The 18479-nt window shown below is 38.4% G+C and carries 22 protein-coding genes; 9 read left to right on the forward strand and 13 right to left on the reverse strand.

Annotation, left to right across the window (positions count from 1 at the left end):
• Positions 1-51: 51 nt before the first annotated feature.
• The 8 genes from G9C87_RS06685 to G9C87_RS06720 form a co-directional block, all read right to left on the reverse strand.
• A complete protein-coding gene (locus G9C87_RS06685; RefSeq protein WP_172279385.1) occupies positions 52-318 on the reverse strand; it encodes a RebB family R body protein in 267 nt (88 codons plus the stop codon).
• A gap of 83 nt (positions 319-401) precedes the next feature.
• A complete protein-coding gene (locus G9C87_RS06690) occupies positions 402-671 on the reverse strand; it encodes a RebB family R body protein (RefSeq protein ID WP_034684380.1) in 270 nt (89 codons plus the stop codon).
• Between the two features lie 615 nt (positions 672-1286).
• A complete protein-coding gene (locus G9C87_RS06695) occupies positions 1287-1529 on the reverse strand; it encodes a RebB family R body protein (RefSeq protein ID WP_172279387.1) in 243 nt (80 codons plus the stop codon).
• A gap of 24 nt (positions 1530-1553) precedes the next feature.
• Positions 1554-1985, reverse strand: a complete 432-nt coding sequence (locus tag G9C87_RS06700; protein WP_172279389.1) for a hypothetical protein — start codon at positions 1983-1985, stop codon at positions 1554-1556.
• Between the two features lie 54 nt (positions 1986-2039).
• Positions 2040-2849 (reverse strand): hypothetical protein, encoded by an 810-nt coding sequence (locus G9C87_RS06705; protein ID WP_172279391.1) that lies wholly within the window; start codon positions 2847-2849, stop codon positions 2040-2042.
• Complete coding sequence (locus tag G9C87_RS06710) at positions 2833-3036, reverse strand: hypothetical protein (protein ID WP_172279393.1); 204 nt, start codon at positions 3034-3036, stop codon at positions 2833-2835. The genes G9C87_RS06705 and G9C87_RS06710 overlap by 17 nt, the downstream gene beginning before the upstream one ends.
• Positions 3037-3077: 41 nt before the next feature.
• On the reverse strand, positions 3078-3602 hold the full coding sequence (locus G9C87_RS06715; protein ID WP_172279395.1) for a hypothetical protein: 525 nt from the start codon (positions 3600-3602) through the stop codon (positions 3078-3080).
• Between the two features lie 17 nt (positions 3603-3619).
• A complete protein-coding gene (locus G9C87_RS06720) occupies positions 3620-3835 on the reverse strand; it encodes a RebB family R body protein (protein ID WP_034684366.1) in 216 nt (71 codons plus the stop codon).
• Between the two features lie 550 nt (positions 3836-4385).
• Between G9C87_RS06720 and G9C87_RS06725 the strand changes: the two genes are divergently transcribed.
• The 7 genes from G9C87_RS06725 (at position 4386) to G9C87_RS06755 (ending at position 9804) form a co-directional block, all read left to right on the forward strand.
• Positions 4386-5690 (forward strand): spondin domain-containing protein, encoded by a 1305-nt coding sequence (locus G9C87_RS06725; protein ID WP_228456970.1) that lies wholly within the window; start codon positions 4386-4388, stop codon positions 5688-5690.
• 84 nt (positions 5691-5774) lie between these two features.
• Positions 5775-6461, forward strand: coding sequence for a peroxiredoxin-like family protein (locus G9C87_RS06730; protein WP_317168537.1), 687 nt, complete (start codon positions 5775-5777; stop codon positions 6459-6461).
• 2 nt (positions 6462-6463) lie between these two features.
• Positions 6464-6925, forward strand: a complete 462-nt coding sequence (locus G9C87_RS06735; RefSeq protein ID WP_172279399.1) for a thioredoxin family protein — start codon at positions 6464-6466, stop codon at positions 6923-6925.
• Between the two features lie 63 nt (positions 6926-6988).
• Complete coding sequence (locus tag G9C87_RS06740) at positions 6989-7828, forward strand: AraC family transcriptional regulator (protein ID WP_172279401.1); 840 nt, start codon at positions 6989-6991, stop codon at positions 7826-7828.
• Between the two features lie 382 nt (positions 7829-8210).
• Complete coding sequence (locus G9C87_RS06745) at positions 8211-8609, forward strand: hypothetical protein (protein WP_172279403.1); 399 nt, start codon at positions 8211-8213, stop codon at positions 8607-8609.
• 326 nt (positions 8610-8935) lie between these two features.
• Complete coding sequence (locus G9C87_RS06750; protein WP_172279405.1) at positions 8936-9574, forward strand: hypothetical protein; 639 nt, start codon at positions 8936-8938, stop codon at positions 9572-9574.
• Positions 9571-9804 carry a hypothetical protein gene (locus G9C87_RS06755; RefSeq protein WP_172279407.1) on the forward strand — a complete coding sequence of 78 codons (234 nt, stop codon included), beginning with the start codon at positions 9571-9573 and terminating at the stop codon, positions 9802-9804. The genes G9C87_RS06750 and G9C87_RS06755 overlap by 4 nt, the downstream gene beginning before the upstream one ends.
• A gap of 206 nt (positions 9805-10010) precedes the next feature.
• Here G9C87_RS06755 and G9C87_RS20855 read toward each other — a convergent pair whose 3' ends face one another.
• Positions 10011-10133 carry a hypothetical protein gene (locus G9C87_RS20855; RefSeq protein ID WP_262888813.1) on the reverse strand — a complete coding sequence of 41 codons (123 nt, stop codon included), beginning with the start codon at positions 10131-10133 and terminating at the stop codon, positions 10011-10013.
• Positions 10134-10291: 158 nt separating this feature from the next.
• On the opposite strand from G9C87_RS20855, the gene G9C87_RS06760 reads away from it, so the two are divergent.
• A complete protein-coding gene (locus G9C87_RS06760; RefSeq protein ID WP_172279409.1) occupies positions 10292-11569 on the forward strand; it encodes a hypothetical protein in 1278 nt (425 codons plus the stop codon).
• Between the two features lie 100 nt (positions 11570-11669).
• A complete protein-coding gene (locus G9C87_RS06765; protein ID WP_172279411.1) occupies positions 11670-12692 on the forward strand; it encodes a hypothetical protein in 1023 nt (340 codons plus the stop codon).
• A gap of 79 nt (positions 12693-12771) precedes the next feature.
• On the opposite strand, the gene G9C87_RS06770 is transcribed toward G9C87_RS06765, so the two are convergent.
• From G9C87_RS06770 to G9C87_RS06785, 4 genes are all read right to left on the reverse strand, one after another.
• Positions 12772-13674 carry a CPBP family intramembrane glutamic endopeptidase gene (locus G9C87_RS06770; RefSeq protein WP_172279413.1) on the reverse strand — a complete coding sequence of 301 codons (903 nt, stop codon included), beginning with the start codon at positions 13672-13674 and terminating at the stop codon, positions 12772-12774.
• Between the two features lie 186 nt (positions 13675-13860).
• Positions 13861-14874 (reverse strand): glutaminase A, encoded by a 1014-nt coding sequence (gene glsA / locus G9C87_RS06775; RefSeq protein ID WP_172279415.1) that lies wholly within the window; start codon positions 14872-14874, stop codon positions 13861-13863.
• A 13-nt stretch (positions 14875-14887) separates the two neighbouring features.
• Positions 14888-15433 carry a hypothetical protein gene (locus G9C87_RS06780; RefSeq protein WP_172279417.1) on the reverse strand — a complete coding sequence of 182 codons (546 nt, stop codon included), beginning with the start codon at positions 15431-15433 and terminating at the stop codon, positions 14888-14890.
• 249 nt (positions 15434-15682) lie between these two features.
• On the reverse strand, positions 15683-18478 hold the full coding sequence (locus G9C87_RS06785) for a hypothetical protein (RefSeq protein ID WP_172279419.1): 2796 nt from the start codon (positions 18476-18478) through the stop codon (positions 15683-15685).
• Between the last annotated feature and the right edge of the window lies 1 nt (position 18479).

An 18479-nucleotide genomic window follows, 5' to 3' on the forward strand; every position in this document is an offset into this window, starting at 1 on the left:
GGATGATCCGGTTGTTACAAGGTTATATTTTGCTTTTACGCGTGGGAGCTTTTATGCCGGATTCAGCATCTTTGCAATAGAAAGAGCATCTGCAATGGTATCTATACTATAGATCCTCATTACGCCCTGCGTATTAGCCGCCTGTCCTAAAATATTTTGCTGATTTTGCGTATTCACCGCATTTTCAAACATAATTCCCGTTGAGTGAGCGGCAGTCTGATACACATTACCCAAAGCCATAGCCGGAGATTCCGCTACTACTTTCACATTCGCCTGGGTAACGGCATCCGTAATTTGTTCATTAACTACTGTTGCCATAATGATTGTTGTTGATTAGAGTTTTCTTTAACCTGATATTCCGGTTATGGTTATCGTTTTTCTACTAAAGCAGAAACAGGTTCTTAAGAATTAGGATTCAACATTCTTGCAATAGAGATCGCATCTGCTACGGTATCCAGGCTATAGATCTGCATTACTCCCTGAGTAGTTGCTGCCTGTCCTAAAATATTCTGTTGGTTTTGCGTGTTCACCGCATTTTCAAACATGATTCCCGTAGAGTGAGCCGCAGTCTGATAAACATTACCCAAAGCCATTGCAGGAGCTTCTCCTACTACTTTTACATTCGATTGAGTAACCGCATCTGTGATTTGTGAATTAACTGTTGTTGCCATAATTGTAATTTGTTTTTTTTGAGATTTAAATCCCGGTTAATAATTATTTGATTGTTAAACTAGTTTTCTGTTTCTTTTGATCTTTGCGATCTTTTTTTCATATCTCACCGATCAGACAGATGGAACAGATCTTTTGATTATCTGCTATACCTGCTGAATCAACAAGAACTTTACAATCACCATTTTTGATGAATCTTATCTGCATTATCCGCGAAACCGGCAGAAATTAAAATTCTGTGTTGGTTTGATAAACACGTGGGTACTAACGATCACGACCTGATGTGTTTTTTATATTACTTTTATTTTTTTCCGCGGATCTTGCGGACGGGGCAGATAGTATATATACATTGTTATTTAAAAAAAAGGATGCGGTCCCTTCTTTGGTTCTTACCTCTATATGAAAAAAACCATTCTTCTCCTGCAGGATGTTGTACAGTGTTTACATTTTGAGCGAGAGATTGCATTTCCACATGATATTTGCTCTTTGGGGGCATCGGCAACATTCTAAAAGCGGGTGGGAGGATGAAAAATTTTGACTAATATATATGTTGAGGTCACCAGCTTTTATTTCTGCAGGGAAGAAAACCGCATCCGTAATCTGAGTATTCAGACTGATCAGAAATTAAAACGTCCTTTTCTGAAATTCAGCAGCTCTTTTTTTAATTTCCGGGAGCCGATTTTTTTAATTCCCATAACTGAATTGCTTAAACCGATCAGGGCATCCCTTTGTTGGTGCGATACAGATTGCTCGTACATCAATCCTGTAGAGTGCGCATTCACCTGCATAGATATCGCCGTAGGTACAGTGGGAGCCATTCCTACAACTTCCAAATTGATTTCATTTTGATTGTGTATCATAACTATTAATTTTTGGTTATTTGATTATTTACGGATATTGGCAAATCTTGCCTGCAGCTTGGTCATCCTTTCGGCGATCTTCAGTTCTTTCTCTTTTAATTTTCCTGTGGAAGCCTCCTGAAGTTTTTTCAGCTGTTCTTCATAGGTCATCGCAACCGGATTTCCTGTGGCCGGCGCTGCAGCCTGATAAGCCTGCTGCTGTTTAACCGCTTCCTCAAGCTTTTCCAGCAAAGGAGCTAAAGATTTCAACGTTTCCTTGGTTGCTTTCTCCTTGATGTAATTAATGATCTCATCCTCGTTCGTGATCACGAAAGGCATTAAGTCTTCTTCCACAATTTCCGGCTCAATGGTCTGTATAGATTCGATGATTTCTACAGGTTCAGTTTCTATCGGAACCGGGGCAGGATCAGGGGTACGCGCAGGTTTGGAAGACCTGTGATTGATTCTTCTTCGCATAGGTATTATTTTTTGATGGTGAATGAAAAGAGACAGCCGCGCAGGAATGATCTCCTACAGCAAATAGCCGAGAAAAGCGCCTGCAGTCGTCCAGTCCCTGTTAAGGTCCAGAATCACATTGGCTCCGATAATTTCCAGGGCAATACATCCCGTGATCGCACACGCTGTCATCATTTCCTTGATCTGGTCGTTGGGAAGGCTCAGGATATAGTCGTCCGGAATTACCGGCGGCTTGCCATGCACGGGAACAGCTTCATTAAGGATAATATCAAGGATTTCCTGGAAATAATGAGCCATCAGTTTGGATCCCTGGAATTCCAGCTCCCTTTTTAATTCTATAATTTCCTCCGGAGTCACCAGGTTAGCAATTGCATTCACATCTACATCATGCACTGAATAAAGGGCTTCACCTGTATTGGATGCGGTGATCGTAATATCGGTCTTGAGAACACATTTCGATTTTTCAAGATTAATGGTAAGAAGCCTGGAATCTACTTCCGGTTCGGCAATATCTGCCAGGGTGCTCAGAGGAAGGATCCTTACATTACAGAAAAAAGTCTGATTTTCTTCCAGTTTGATCATCACCACCACTATTCCGGTCGCTTTGTCTTTAGGTTCGATAACAAACGACTGATAGTTGTTGGTTCTTTTTCCTTTCATACTAATGACCGGCCTTACCGTAGGCTGAATGGTGACATTGGAGGTTTGCAGACCGAATACATCACGATCGCTGTTATTTTCCGGCTTCTTTACGCTGAAATAGGCATTGTCATCCGTTCTGGTAAGATAAAGGCTTTCATTCAGCTCCCTGAGGGTACGCAGGTTTAAAACCTTGGCAGGTTTTGGTTCAATTGAATAATTCATCTCTTATTTTTTTAAGTTTTTCTATTAGTTTTGTTAGTATAGTTTTTTTGGTGTGTTCACTGATGTGTTGTTCAACAGGAACTACCGCTTCTTTGATTTCCGGTTTTACTAATGGCTCCGTTAATTTTATAGATTTCAGCACAACTCCCCCTCCCTGCTCGTCAGCCACGGTAAAGTTCTTTTTCATAGGATCTTCCGGTATCGGGGTTTCTTCCGCTGCCGGCAGCGTTACTCGTTTTTTTTTTCGGGATCCTCACTTTCCACGGTTACATCTGCCAAAGGGGGAAGGTCTGTGTTTCCGTTTGAAAAAGGAGTAATGTTGCTGTTGTAAATGGTCCCGGAGAGCTTTGTTTTGGCTTCTGCATAATCACTTACTATTTTAAAAAGGTCCTTCATCATTGCATTTCCGTTTCCTCCTGCCGGATCATATTCCGGTACTTCCATACCTTCATCTTCTTCCTTTGGACTCTTTTTTTTCCCGCCGGGATAGTAATTTCCATATGTTAAATAATTGAAAGCCAGTTTACTCAGAGCTACCAGACCCACCTGTTCAAATCCTTTTAAAAATGACTGTAAATCCTGCACCATCATCCCGGTCGACTGATCAATCATTATTTTCGCAGCGCCTAACATCGGGTCGGTAGGTGGCGGCGATAAAACTTCTGTGTTCACAAACACTACTGCTTTCTCCTCCGGAGTGGTAGGATCAGCTTTTGCAGCTTTTTTTGTTGCATCTTTATCATTCTCAGCCATGGTTGTAAGGTTTTAGGTTATCCTTTTAAAATCTTTATGGCATCCGCAACAATCGCAGGGTTTAATTGATTCAGGTTCTGCTGATTGGATACCGAGTTCTGGATAGAAATCCCGCTGGCGTGTGTGGCCATCTGATAAAGCATACTCATGGCCTGTGCCGGAGACTCACCAAGCACGGTAACATTCGTCTGCGTAACTGCATCTGTAGTCTGGTTGTTTACTGTATCTGCCATATTTTTCGTTTAAATGGTTATTTTAGTTTTAGTTTTTTTTTGACATTCTATAAGATTTCTCTCATCTCCATTCAGTCTTTTGTTTTATATTGCGATTGAAATGGTAAGTACTTCGTTACTTTCTCTCTTTTGTCTGATACAAATTTCATAAACTAAAAGAAGTCATCGTTCAGGGAAAAAACTGATTTTTAAAAATGAGGGTATTCTCCTAAAGGTGAAATTAAAAGCAGAATACATTGCATAAAAAGCCCTTCCTATAAGCCTTTTGATACTGTTTTAGCATTATAAAGTTCTTTGGAAACATTAAAAAAATTTCAATTTTAATAGTAAAATCCATTTAATTTCTTTCTTCAGGATTTATGAATCGGTATTCAGGATGAAGATTCTTAATTACGCATCTGTATTTTTTACCTCCTGTTCTCCATGTATAATAACCGACACCAGATATACTTCGGGAAATATTGTCAACACCGCGGGAAATGCAGGTACCACTTCTGAACGGATGTCCCAATATCTTTGCTTTGTAATTTAAATACTTAAGCAAATGAAAATGAATAAATTAAAATCCAGTTGGCTGACATTAGCTGCAATACCTTTGGTCCTGCTTTCGTGCAATGACAATGATGACAGCCCTATGGAAAATGGAATGCCATCAACGATCACAGTTGAAAATGTTCTGGACTCAAGACCTTTGGTGGAATCCGGAACGTTTAAAAACAATGGAGCTTCACCGGTTATTATGCCCGGAGAATCTATCTCTTTTCAGTTTTCTGCTGCTAAAGGACAAGCTTTAAGCTTTGCGACAATGTACGGCTGGTCCAACGACCTTTTTTTCGCACCGGAAAATCCAGGAATCAAATTATATCAGGATAACGGCACTCCTATAGAAGGGGATGTTTCGGCCCAGATCAAATTATGGGATAACGGAACAAGAATCAACCAGACACCGGGAGCAACCCTAATGCATCCGGGAACGGCAGAGACGACCGCCAAAAATATCACGGAAGTAGCAGGAACAGATGCCCAGGGACACACCTATGCACCGGCTTCTTCTTTAATGAAAGTATCCTTACATTACGATGGAAACTCAACGTTCACCGTAACAATTGCCAATACATCCGGAAATACCACCAATCCTACTCCTTTCAGTCCCGGCGTTTGGGCCATCTCTTATATTGCAGGAGGGAATCTTCTGAATCCGGAGCCCCTTTATAAAAAAGGAATGCCATCCGTTAACGGACTAACCAAAATCGCAGAAGCCGGTGATCCTACTGATCTCGGAAATTACATCAAGGGACAAACCGGAATTTTCACTCCTCTTTCCCCTATTCTTGTAGTCGTTTACAATGGTATAGACAATCCGATCTACAAAAACGGAGAAAATGACAGAGGACAGGGATTAAAAGAACTGGCACAAAAAGGAGATGCAAGTATTTTGGCAGGATATCTGAAAAACGTGCCCGGCGTTAAACAAGTCTATGTTTTGGCAGCCGCCGGTTCAACCGTATTATTGCCTAGAATAGGTGGACAAGCAGGCGGGAAAGTTTCCCAGCAGCTGAATGTATCACTAGGTGATAAAATTGCAGTCGCTACCATGTACGGCTTCTCTAATGACTGGTTCTTTGCGACCAAAGGAAGTGGTGTGGATGCCACGCAAAAAGGTGATATTTCATCTTCAATAGCTCTGTATGATAATGGGACAGCCCTCAACCAGTTTCCGGGTGCAGGTATAACGCAATTCAACCTGGCAGGTACTCCGCTTACGGAAAGCAAACCGATACAGGAAGTACCTAATCCGAATGCATTTACAACGTTACCATCGATTTCCAATATCATTAAGGTAACCCTGCAATAGATTGAGCTCTTCTAAGAAATAAAAATCAATAAAAATTGGACACTTGCAGGTGTCCAATTTTCCCAATTAAAAAAATAACTCAACGTGAAAAATTTAATACAGCGTACGATCATATCAGGAACATTAGGCTCATTGTTCTTTCTTACCCCTTCATCATTCCATGCACAGAAACAACAGAATCACATGGAAATGACGGAAAGTGAAATGCAATCACCCGCTTACACCATTCCTCAAAAACCTGAAGATATCAGTCCCCTACTTAACGGAGAAAAAATTCCTGTGGCCACTTTACCGGATGCCAACGGAAAGCGTTTCGATCTCAATGCTGCAGTATCCCAAAAACCGACTGTCCTGATATTTTACAGAGGAGGCTGGTGCCCTTACTGCTCCAAGCAGCTTTCAGGGTTACAGGAAATTGCACCCGATCTTGAAAAAACCGGATACCAGATCATCGCGATCAGTACGGATCAGCCTGAAGGACTTATGCAGTCTGCAACTAAGGAAAAATTAAGCTATACCCTATTATCAGATGCAGACCTGAAGCTTTCCAAACAGTTCGGGATTGCTTTTAAGGCGCCGAAAGGGTATTGGGAAATGCTTCCGAAAACGACAGGTGGAAAGAATACCGAACTGCTACTTCCCGTGCCATCCGTGTTTATTTTAGACAGAAAAGGAACTATTCATTTTGAATATATTAATCCCGACTTTAAACAGCGGCTTAATCCCGAACTATTAAGATCAGCAGCCCATCACCTTATAAACGATTTATAGACATGATTACCCATAAAAAATATCAATTACTCTACAGCCTTCTGGCCTTCTTATTCACGGTAAACTTTTATACGGCTCAACAAAAAACAGCCAAAGCCAACATTTCTCCGGAAGAAATCAATTTCAGAAACATCAGCTGGAAAGAAGTCAGTGCCGAAGCAAAGAAAAGTGGTAAAACCATTTTTGTAGATGCTTACACAAGCTGGTGTGGCCCCTGTAAGCTATTAAAATCAAAGACTTTCAAAGATAAGATAGCAGCCGGTTATTTTAACAGAAATTTCATCAATTATACAATTGATATGGAAAAAGGAGAAGGTATTGAACTGGCAAAGGACTGGAAAGTAAACTCTTATCCTTCATTACTGTTTTTCGATCCTAATGGCAAGCTTCTGCTGAGGCAAATAGGATATGTAGATGGTAAAGGCCTTATAGAATTAGGAAAGGAAGCATTAGAAAAAAAATAATTAATTTTAGTAACCAGGATTACCTATATAAACCGAGTAATGACATTATAATGTAAAGATAAAATGATCCGGAAATACGAAGACAAATCTACCCTCGCCCGTTTTATTATGCATATTAATAACGAAGAGTTAAAAGGGATCGGATTGCGAAATGGCTCACCAGTTCCTATCAACACATTTGTTTACAACAAAGGCGAGGCACAAACTGTGACCATAGATGAAATAGAATATACGCTGCCGGAAGGTTGTATTTTACCATTGGTTGCCAGTTTACATTTTATTTTCGAACGTCCGGATCAGCTCGTTGCGTGGCAGTTCAACCGTGAATTTTACTGCATTGTAGATCACGATGCTGAGGTGGGCTGCGTAGGGTTTCTTTTTTATGGAATACAACATCCGATGTTTATCCGGCTGAATCCTTCCGAAAAAAGAGCGATGCTTCAGCTCGAAAAACTATTTCAGGAAGAATGGGAATCTACAGATAACTTCCAGGGGGAAATGTTGCGAACACTCCTCAAACAGCTAATTATTAAAACAACCCGGATTGCAAAACAGCAATCTGAAAGTTATCAGTTGTTTCCCGATGAAAAAATGGATTTGGTAAGGAAATTCATGCTGGTTCTTGAAGCGCACTTCAAACAGGAACACGGTGTGAATTTTTATGCAGCAGCCCTTCACAAATCTCCCAAAACACTAAGCAACATCTTTGCTATCCTGAAACAACCCGCACCATCAAAGATTATACAGAGCAGAATTATCCTGGAAGCTAAACGTTATCTTCATTATTCAGATAAATCCGTAAAAGAAATAGCCTACGAACTCGGGTTTGAAAGTTCAGCTCATTTCAGCCGTTTTTTTAAAATGTACTCCGGAAAAAATGCTTCCGAGTTCAGAAATTCTTAAGAAATATTCTTTTCTTCTTCTCAAATCTCCCGAAATGCCTTCTATCAGGGCAATCATCATTTATATCTCTAGCCATTCAGTTTTGTCGGTACTTTTATGCTTTGGATGAATATCATTTTCCCACTGGAAAAATCCTCATTTTAAAATATCACAAAGTAGAGAATTAAAAATAAAATAATGCCTATTTTAACCTGAAAAACATAGAGTTACGAACCGCCCGTCATATAAAAAATATTTTCCATTAAAGTTTTACAATTTAACATATTGTAAATAAAATAATCTTATTATTTTTACAAAATAAACAAATTTTTAAGATTAATTAATAAAAACAAACATGGTCGTAACTAATCGAAAAAAAGTCATTTTCAAGATGAGAATTCTGATGGCTTTATTGATAATTGATGTATTCTTAGCCATTGGCAGCTACATCCTAAAATCATTTATGGAAGAAAGTATTTTATGGACAATACTGTCTGCTTCTCTTGTTGTATTCGTGCTGACTTTAACCAGTATCATCAGGTTAAGAGTTTTTCATTTTGAAAACACCGGAGCTGTCTTCTCAATTAAATATTATCATCCGCTGAAAAAAGGAGTCATATTCCCTAGTGTTGATTATCCGGTCAACCGTCTTCGTGCATTTAAAATTGAAGAATCCTTAATGGCAAAAAAGATTGTAATCGAAGTCAACAGCCAGCAGAAAGAATCTCCGGTTCGCATTAAAGTGAAAGCATCCAATATCAGCGACAAGGATTATCACCGTATGATCAAATCATTTGCATAAATATCCCAAACGACTATCAATTTGCACAAATAGAGATGTGAAAAACATAACAAATACATCTTTTAACGCATTTAACCCTACAATATATGGCATAAAACTACACTTTTAATTCTCTTACTGTAATTCAGAAAAATCATTAATATTACAATACACCATCTTAATCTTCAATAAAAACTAAACAATACATGTAAATATCCATCAATAAATAGACAACAGTTAAACAAATATAAATTTTAATTTTTTTTTAATTTTTTCATTCTATTCATTTTGTGCTGAACAATTAGATTTGCGGTGTCAAAAAAATTAAAACTATTAAATTCAAAATTATGAGAAAAGCATTTCTATTTGTATTTGCGCTGGCAACTCTGGGATTAACATCATGTGGACAGGATGAAGAAAATGTACAACAAAAAGAAAACAAGGTCGTAAAGAATGATCTTAGTGCCAAATTTAAGGCTTACATTCAATCTAAAATAGGAGATAAAAAAACATCTAGAGTTATAGACTCTACTATTTATGATACGGATAATGTGTATTATAACAAGGAAGTAGATGCTTATTATTTTCTGCAGAGGGATTTCAATTTTGATTCCAAAGAAGAGCAAATGGCAATATTTGCAGTTCCTGATGATCAGGGAAATTTCGGAGGAATTTTAGAAACAGGAATGAGTAAGGTAGATGATGAAAACTTTACTGTTAAGTATTATGATGGTGAGGAATTAATCAATTCTGTAGATTACGTTTTAAATAAACAGGAAGGACGCATCTATTTCAGAAATGTTCAGGATCTGAGCACATCCGGCACAACAAGCAGAGGATGTGGGCAGGCAGTAGCTAATTGCATTGCGGGGACTTATGTGAACCACGGTTGGATGAGCGTAACATTGTGGGTTGAAACAGCCTTTATTCCGCAGACTTCTATTGCAGTTACGGCGGCTTGTGCCATCAAAAATTGTTCACTATGAAAAATGCATTAGTTTATTATATTGTTATATTGATGCCTCTGTTAGGACTTCTTTTTATCAACAGCTTAAATTCTGTCTATTTTGTAATTTACCTCTTCGTTTATGTCATCATTTACAGACCTGTCGTTGATATTGCACGTTTGAAAGAAAAAAACATTCATGTAGCGTCCATCAAATCACTGATTCCGTTTTATTTACACGTGAAATATTTCAAGCAATTATATACTTAGTATAACATCCCATTAATAAGCTAACAAACATAAAAGCAGGTCTTAAAAAGCCTGCTTTTTCATGTACTATTATACCAAATCGATTGGGTAAGATAACCTATTCTGTAAATCGCATGCAAAGTATGGGGTAAGTATTTGTACGGAAAGTTATATTTGGTTATTTCTACTCTAAAATTCTTCTCTTTTTGTTTGTTACTTTGAGCTGTTCATCCGGAATAAGACAAAAATGGTAAGAATCCATACATGCTCCTCTTATGCATGTATGCTCTTTCATCAATACCCTTTTCAATCATATCATTTATACCCGTAAGGTGAGCTTCACAGCTCATCTTTTTTGTTTTAAACACATTATTATATGCATCCATATAATCAATCAGGGTATACCCCCAATTTCTAAAAATGGGTATTTACTCTCTTTTACAGGCTCACTATTCCTTCGAACTTTGTGATGTAAATAAGATCATTGATCATCACCAAATTATACAAAATGTTAAATTACCAGAAACTATTAGAACCGGGCGAGAAAAAAGAGATATTACCTTTAAAGGCTTATGAGTATGGGATAAAAGTAATGCATCTTCTGCCCAGAGATTTAAATATAACCTATCTTCAGGAAACGTTTAATGAATGGATACGGTCTGAGCCATGGCAACTGCCTTCAGGAATCATGCTTGGCTCCGTAAAACCCTCGATCGGATTAGACGACGACCAGCCAAAAGCTTACTGGAAATCATTTCCGGACAAGCCATCTTTTTACAGGCAGCTCATTTACGATTCACATCCTTCTTTGCGGAAAAATAAGCAAAAGGAAACAGAGCTCGCCATAAAAATTTTAAGTAATGAGAAAATTGCTGCCGTTCTCAATGAATTACGAAGGGCCATAGCAGCTGAATTATGGAAAAAAGAAAGTATTAGTGGAAAGCTAAGTTATTACCTGACCACAAACCCTATTGCCAACCTACTCCCGAATATGGGAGGCAGCTATAACCTTGCCAATTCCTATCCAAGATTACGGACCGAGCCTACCATAGATGATATTGGAAGCATACAACCACTATTAGAAATGATGTTCATAAAAACAGACAGGATCAGTCTGGCTTTTTCAGAAAAGGATTTTACCGTGAGTGAAAATATTGCTATCCTCCATGATATTAAAGAACTGTTTAGCCCCCGGGGAAACAGCAGAGCGCTACCTACGGCACATCCTGTCTTAATCCCACATCCTTACCAGGGTAAAAACAGCCCGCCCAGACCCATGAGATGGGAATTAAATGAGAATTTTGATTACAAACGCGTAGCAGTACTCCAAAAGAATCTTACTCCTTTTTCAAAAGACCCTAAAAAACACAAAGGAGAAATCAAATGGGATCAGGGAAGATTAGGAGCAGGAACAAGGAACGAAGCTTCGCCGGACACCATAATGGCAAGAAGAGCAAGAATGCCTATTGAAACAGGCCGTTCCCATACGGCTGCAAGACTCTTTGAAATGGTTTCTCTTTTAAAACCTGCATCAAACGCTTCAATAGAAGAACATAAACTTTTCAAAAGTAGAATACAGGCAATAGCCTATGGAATATTCGCTTATTGGAACGCACCAAACGAATATGGAGGTTATCCTAAAAGTCTCACCCCGATTCATACCTATCATGAAGTCATGGATCCTGCAGAAGATTACGCACCCGGAATATACAGTCAGCCATTTTCCTATGAAGACCTGAAGGATTATCTTCAAAAATCAAGCAGCCATGGCTACGCAAGACTCTAGAAAATGAGATAAGCCAGATTGTAAATTTATTAATTACACATGCGTATACCTACTGGTGACCTTTCTTCAGCATTTATACAACAACCTAAATAACTATATCATGAAATTAAGCAACGAAGAAGTGGCCTTACACGATAAAATGGCCGAAAAATTACCCGAACTTATTGAAGAATATTTCCAGAGACCTGAAATAACCTCGGTTGGGGTTTCTCTGAAAACCGTTAACGACAGCCTTACCAAAACACTGAGCTATACCTTTGGAGTGAAAAATAAACTCCCTTTGTCAGAGGTTTCACAGGCTATTCCCCTGACCATCTTTGGGTGCCCTACAGATGTTATTGAACTGGAAGTAGATCCGGAACCTTTATCTTATGAAGTAACCGAAGTAACCACCCGCAATGAAAAAACAGATCCCCTGATCGGTGGAATCAGTATCTCAGCCAATGGGACACTCAGACAAAATGGTAAAAAAATGGCAGGCAGTGGTACTTTAGGGGTAATGGTAAAAAAGGGACCCGACGAACATCCTTATATGCTGACATGCGCCCATGTTCTTGCGGGTGTCGGTACCGAATTGGATTCTGATGTTTGCCAACAGTCTAAATGGAGAACCGCTTTAAATTACTGCCACAACTGTGCAACCCTCAAGGATTATTATTATGAAAATGTTCTGGTACCACGCGGAGACTTCAAAACGATCAATGTTTGGTTAGACGGTGCCATTGCCAGAAAAGGAAAAGACAGAAATGCCACGATAGGAAAAGTATTTGGAGCAGAGGAAATCATTAGCGGATTTGCACAGATTGACGCATTTCTTATAGGAGCGGAAGTTCGTAAAAGTGGGATCACCAGTGATATCACCACCGGAAACGTCACGAGTATTACAACCTCCCTTAGACTAACAGACTTTAACGGAGATCAGGTGATTGCCAATAACCTGGTGATGATTCAGGGAAATTCAGGACTCTTTTCAAGACCGGGAGATTCAGGATCTGCTATTTTTACTACAGGAGATAATCCTCAATTGGTTGGCATACTGGGAGGAGCAACTCTCAGCGGCAGCCCAACTTATGCATCTGCTGCAGATGCTATTCTAAGTAAATGGCAGGACTTAAGCTTTTAACAAAACAAATTAAAAAATAACATTGCCCTGATTATTTTCAGGGCATTGTTTATTTTATTGATAATTTCACCCGGAATGATCAGGAAATCTCAGATGAAATGATTTCCTCCTTTCCCTGATTTGGCAGCTCGTTCCGCTTCCTCCAAAAGAAATAAGCCACCACCACTGTCGCAAGCGGTACCGCAATACCAAATTCATCGATATAGTAATTGGTGTTCCCGTTATCCACTGTAAGAGGTGTGAAAATCGATTGTATAAAAAGATTATGGCTGGCATGCATAATGGCTGCCGTCCAAAGGCTTCCCGACTTTAAACGGATCCATGTAAAAATAAAGCAGCTTGCAAATATCATAATGGTAAAACAGACAAGTGCCAACCATTTAGGCCCTCCCGTATTGTAGTTTGAAAAGAGCAACAATGGATAATGATAGAATGACCAGATCAGTCCCATCCAGAGTGAAGTAGCGGTATAGGAATTGATTTTTGCCAGCTGAGGAGTGAGAAATCCCCGCCATCCGATCTCTTCACCTAAAGCAGAACCGACAGATCGCACCATCCCAAAACTGCTCATCAACAGGATATACAAGACGAGAACCGCTCCATCGGGCAGGTCCCAGCCCATCCCTTTTCCTGTTTCCTCTATAAACTGGTGATTATAAAAACCTCCTGCCCCGCTGATCCAGATGATCACGTAGGGCACAAACGAATATAAAAACGGAACTCCGTACGCCAGCAACTGGTATTTTGTAAGCCCCCATTTCCAGCCCAGTGATGAAATGGGAATACCACGTAAACGACATGTAAGTAAGGCAGCGATAGCCGGACACCACATAACAATGGTAGCATAAGATATGATTCCTCCGCCTAATTTACCTGTACGGATGCACATATAATAAACCGGCAAACAGAATAGAAGGGTAAATCCAAGATAAGTAAGGATGTTTTTCCTGATGGAGGACGTGGTGTTGAAAGTATTTTTCATAAACAAATTGGGAATAGGTTAAAAAATGACTCCCACACCATAGACCATACTCATGATGAATCACTTAGATAAAATTACACCTATTTTCTATATTCCAATGAATATTTTTTGATATAAATACAATCAGAGTTGAATACAAATCAATGTATTGATGAAAGGCCATCCAATACATGATAAAATATTTTTTTAAAATATACTGAGATGATATTGCCTCACCAGATCCAAAATCATATGATAACCCGCCAATGAGTTACCATGCTGATCCAAGGCAGGACTGAAAACCCCGATACCCATTTTTCCGGGAACGCTTATCGCGATACCTCCCCCAACTCCTGATTTACTTGGCAAACCTACGGTTCTTGCATATTCCCCACTGAATTCATACATCCCTGCAATAAGCATTTGGGATTCTATCAGCTGGGCTATCTCTGCATTTTTATACTGAGAATCACCATCAAAACGAACACACCCATTCGCAAAGAAATATCCTATTTTGGCAAGATCTTCTGCTGTGAGTTCGATGGAGCATTGTTTGAAGTAATTATCAAGCTGATCTTCATTTCCTGTAATCAACCCGTTATTTTTCATCAGATAGAACATTCCCCGGTTACGGTGACCGGTAGATCTTTCCGATTCATACACGGATTTGTTATAGTCCAGTGTCTGATTTCTGGTAATGTACCGAACCATTTCTAAAATCTTAAGAAAAGGTTTCTCTCCATCCCCAGAAATTAAAGAAGTCGTAAGAATGGCTCCTGCATTCATCATAGGATTAAGAGGTTTTCCGGATGTTTCCAGATTGGAAAAAGAATTAAAGGGCTGACTTGTCCCGAAATATCCCATCTTATCAAAAACATGAGCTTCTCCCTTTTCACTAACTGCAATCATTAATGCTATGATTTTAGAGATACTCTGCATCGTAAATTTCTTGCCTACATCTCCTACATTCAATACTTTTCCGTTTTTTCCGACGATGGATAAAGCAATAGACTGTGCATCCATTTTTCCCAATTCGGGAATGTAGTTTGCTACTTTTCCCTGTGTATAAAACGATCTGTTCTTTTCTAAAATATGGGTGAGATCTTTTTCTGAAATGGTGGAAATATCTTCTGTTTTCTGGGCATTTGCACCGATGTGTAAAGAAAAGAAAAGGGCAAGAAAAATTCCCTTTCCGGGAATTAAAGAACTATTTATTTTCATATCCTGAAAAACCTTATTTTACTTTTTCCAAAAGATATAACTTAGCTCCGGTAAATGCCAGTTTAGGCATCAGGTTTCCTTCCAGAACCATTGTTTTATTATTCACATCAATAACTGAGATATAATTATTGGAATTATATTCTATATAATTTTCTTTTTCTTTAGTTACAGGATTTTTCCCGAATTCCATTGAATATTTCACCCAGTCTTCCTTCTCAGAGCTGCAGTGTACCGGCTGAAACTTAGATTTTTTAGCTTTGAAAATGATCTGATCAAAACCATCTGTACATTCTGATGTAAATGAGCTTTCAGGATTCTGATCTTTTGAAAAGTCTTCAAAAGAACCTTTGTAAACCCCTACAACTTTCCAGGTACCATCCAAACGGTCTTCATCAATCTTTCCTTTTGCTTTGCTCACTGCCCAGCTGATTCCGTTCACTGTTCCTTTTACCGCTTTGTAGCTTACATTTACAGCTCCCTTCACCACTTTTGCCGCAGTAGAAACGACACAAGAATTGAGTACAAGAACCGCTGAAGCCAGAAATATTACTTTTTTCATCATGCTATTTTTATTGTTCACAAAGATAGTATTTTTAGAAAAAAGACCTCCGGGAAAAACTATCAGGATTGTTGTTCTATCAAATTTAATAATTTTCTATTCTTCTCCGGAACTATTAACATCTTTTAAAAATTCCCTTTACACTTACTTAAATCAATTATCGTATTGTCTCGTATTGTCTTTCTCAAACATTATTTGTAAGCTTAAAATTAAAGAAGAAAACCCTACAATGGGTAGTTGATCACAAATTTAATTCCCAAACTTTTTAACCCTGATGTTTTTTTCTTTCACCTTAATAATGAACGGTTCCAGACTAACGATCTTTCCTGCTTCCACTGTAAAATCAGCGGTCATGCGTTCACAATAAGTATTGGCGGGCAATGAATTCCCATTAAGTTCGATCCTGTAATTTCCTGATTCAAGAAAAGAAATAAATTCTCCGTTATCATCAGTCATTACCTTTTGCAGGAACTGATCATTACGAAATATATTAAGAATAATCCCTCCGATTTTAGGACTGAATTCTAAAGCTGTTTTTGCATCAAACTGATAGATAACTTTTCCTTTCGAAGTCCCATTCTGATGGAGGGGAATTTCCAGGAAATAATGGTGTTTATCCACTTCAAATGATGCCTCATCATAGTACCAGCCTTGCTGGATAATCTGTTTTAAAGCATACTTTCCAAAAGGAATTGATTGATACCTGATATTCCCTTCTTGATCTGTTTTGAATGAAATATTATTCAGCATAATTAAATAATCCTTTGCCTCCTGGTCTTCCCCATCATATACATTGTTATTATTACGGTCGTAATAGACAAATGCTTTTATTTCTCCTTTTTTTCCGGGATTTAGTGTACTGGTCTGAAAATTTATGGTAATACCTGCTTCGATCGTTAAAAGGTTATTGGTAAAATGGTTAGAAGAATAGTTAAACCATGAAGAGTTGAGATACAGCCCGTAGCGTTCCTTAGAATATTTCAGGTTGACAAAACCGGACGGCGACCTTCCATATAAAACATCATGGGTATAGGATACTCCTGAACTTATATTTATTTTTTCCCGGAAAAGATTTTTATTGACAAAAGCAGAAAGAGAAAGCTTTTCATAGGGAGTATTTACATTCATCATTTTTGAAAAAGCATATTCTGAAAGAAAATAGCTTCCATATTGGTACGTACAATTTACATTAAGCCACTTATAATTGTAGTTCCCATTAATTTTCATCTGATAATCTAGGTGATCTGCATTAGGGTAATTAACAAGTCCGGTCTCAATCCCAATAATGGAAGAATGCTTTTTATCCGGACTTAACCACGTTATATATTCAGTAAGCCTCTGTGCTTTCAGCTGTTTTGATTCCTGGTTACCCGGAACATTAAAAAAGTTATTATAGGAATTGGACTTTTCTTCCTGATACTGATATCCTACCCCTAACGCAAAATTACCTTTTTTAGGAAAATTGATTCCGGTATCCACTCTTATATTATCAGACTGCATGGCTGTATTATAAAAATAAAATTTAGGAGAAAAATCAGACACCGTTACATTAGCATACACATAATGATCGGTAAAAATATGGGAGGAAAAATTCTGCTGAATCTGTAGCATTCCCCTCCTGTTTCCAGGATAATAATTGGTACTGTAAAAATAATTTCCGTTCAGGTTCACCTTCTTTATCCTTCCTGAATACTGAGATTCCAGTGCTAAAGAAGGCTTAGTAGTATTGATATCTTCATAAAAGCTAAGTCCACTGTACATTTTAGCATTCATTTTCCAGTCCTGGTTGAAAGCATATTGTACATCTGTACCTGCAAGATGATGCCTTGCTTTGTCATAAGGATCGTTTCTGAAAATATAAGTTCCCGATATGCTTCGAGATGCATTTTGTGCTCCCAGGGTTCCTCTGGTATAAAAACCATAGCCGTTTTTTAAAAATGAATTCCTTTCAATCAGACTAAAGCTTTGATCTACAAAACCTACCTCTATTTTCTTATCTTTATCAGAAGATGTAAATGCATACTCTGCTCCTCTTCCAAAGAGGGAGAGTTCAAGTAATTTGCTCATGTTACCCAGGGTAAATTCATTATTTTCCCGATGATATGATATATAAGTATTATTTACAACGGGATCACTATGATTGTTCATTGCATAGATATTCCCTCTTATATAGAGATATCCCGAAGGAAGATTAAAGCCTCCCGACCCGATCATCTGGTACATATCCAGGTTTTCACCCACACGCCTGTAACTGACTGTAATACTGTTCTTACTGAAATTTGAGAAAATATCGGTTTCCCTGTCCTCATAACGTTGGGTGGAAGATATATTCTGAACCGAAACAGAAGTATTTCCGAATATTTCCTTATCCGGCTCTCTGAAGCCTGCAATCTGGACTGTAAATTGTGAGCTCCGCATCAACACTTTAGAAGGGAAAAAACGAAACACAAATATTGAATCTTTCTGTACTTCAATGGTACCGCTTTTTTCGATAAAAATATTTCCCTGGGAAACTTCCGGAATTTTAAATACCAGCGTGACGTTTTGCCTTTTATTACCAAGATTAGAAACCCTTGCTTTCACTTCTACAGAATCATTTACATTATTCATATAAACGACCGGGTTTTCAGGAGTGATCCGCATCATATTATTTTCGGACACCACGTACGGTATCTCCTGCTTTGCGATCACAAAATTTTGTCCATCTGTAAGTTTACATAGAATATGAGATTCTCCGGCAACAACATTGTTATTTACCAGGATCTTTACCGGCAGATATAAATTTTCACCCGGCTTCATATGTACTTCCGTTTTGCCAGGTGAGATGTTCCTGAACCCTGAAGGCGTGGTGATTTCAACCTTCCCGGTGAATGGATCGTTTCCGGTATTTTTTACCACTACGATAAGATCTATTATATTCCCTTTATCCGCCCTGGATTCATTACGGATCTCCAAAATAACCCCTGCATTATTCTGTGCGGGAATCAAAACAGCAATAAGTATCAAAAAAACAGAAAATGTCCTTTTGAAAAGATTATATAACATG

This window comes from Chryseobacterium sp. LAM-KRS1, from assembly GCF_013184525.1.
In the GTDB taxonomy this organism is placed as follows: Bacteria; Bacteroidota; Bacteroidia; order Flavobacteriales; family Weeksellaceae; genus Chryseobacterium; species Chryseobacterium proteolyticum.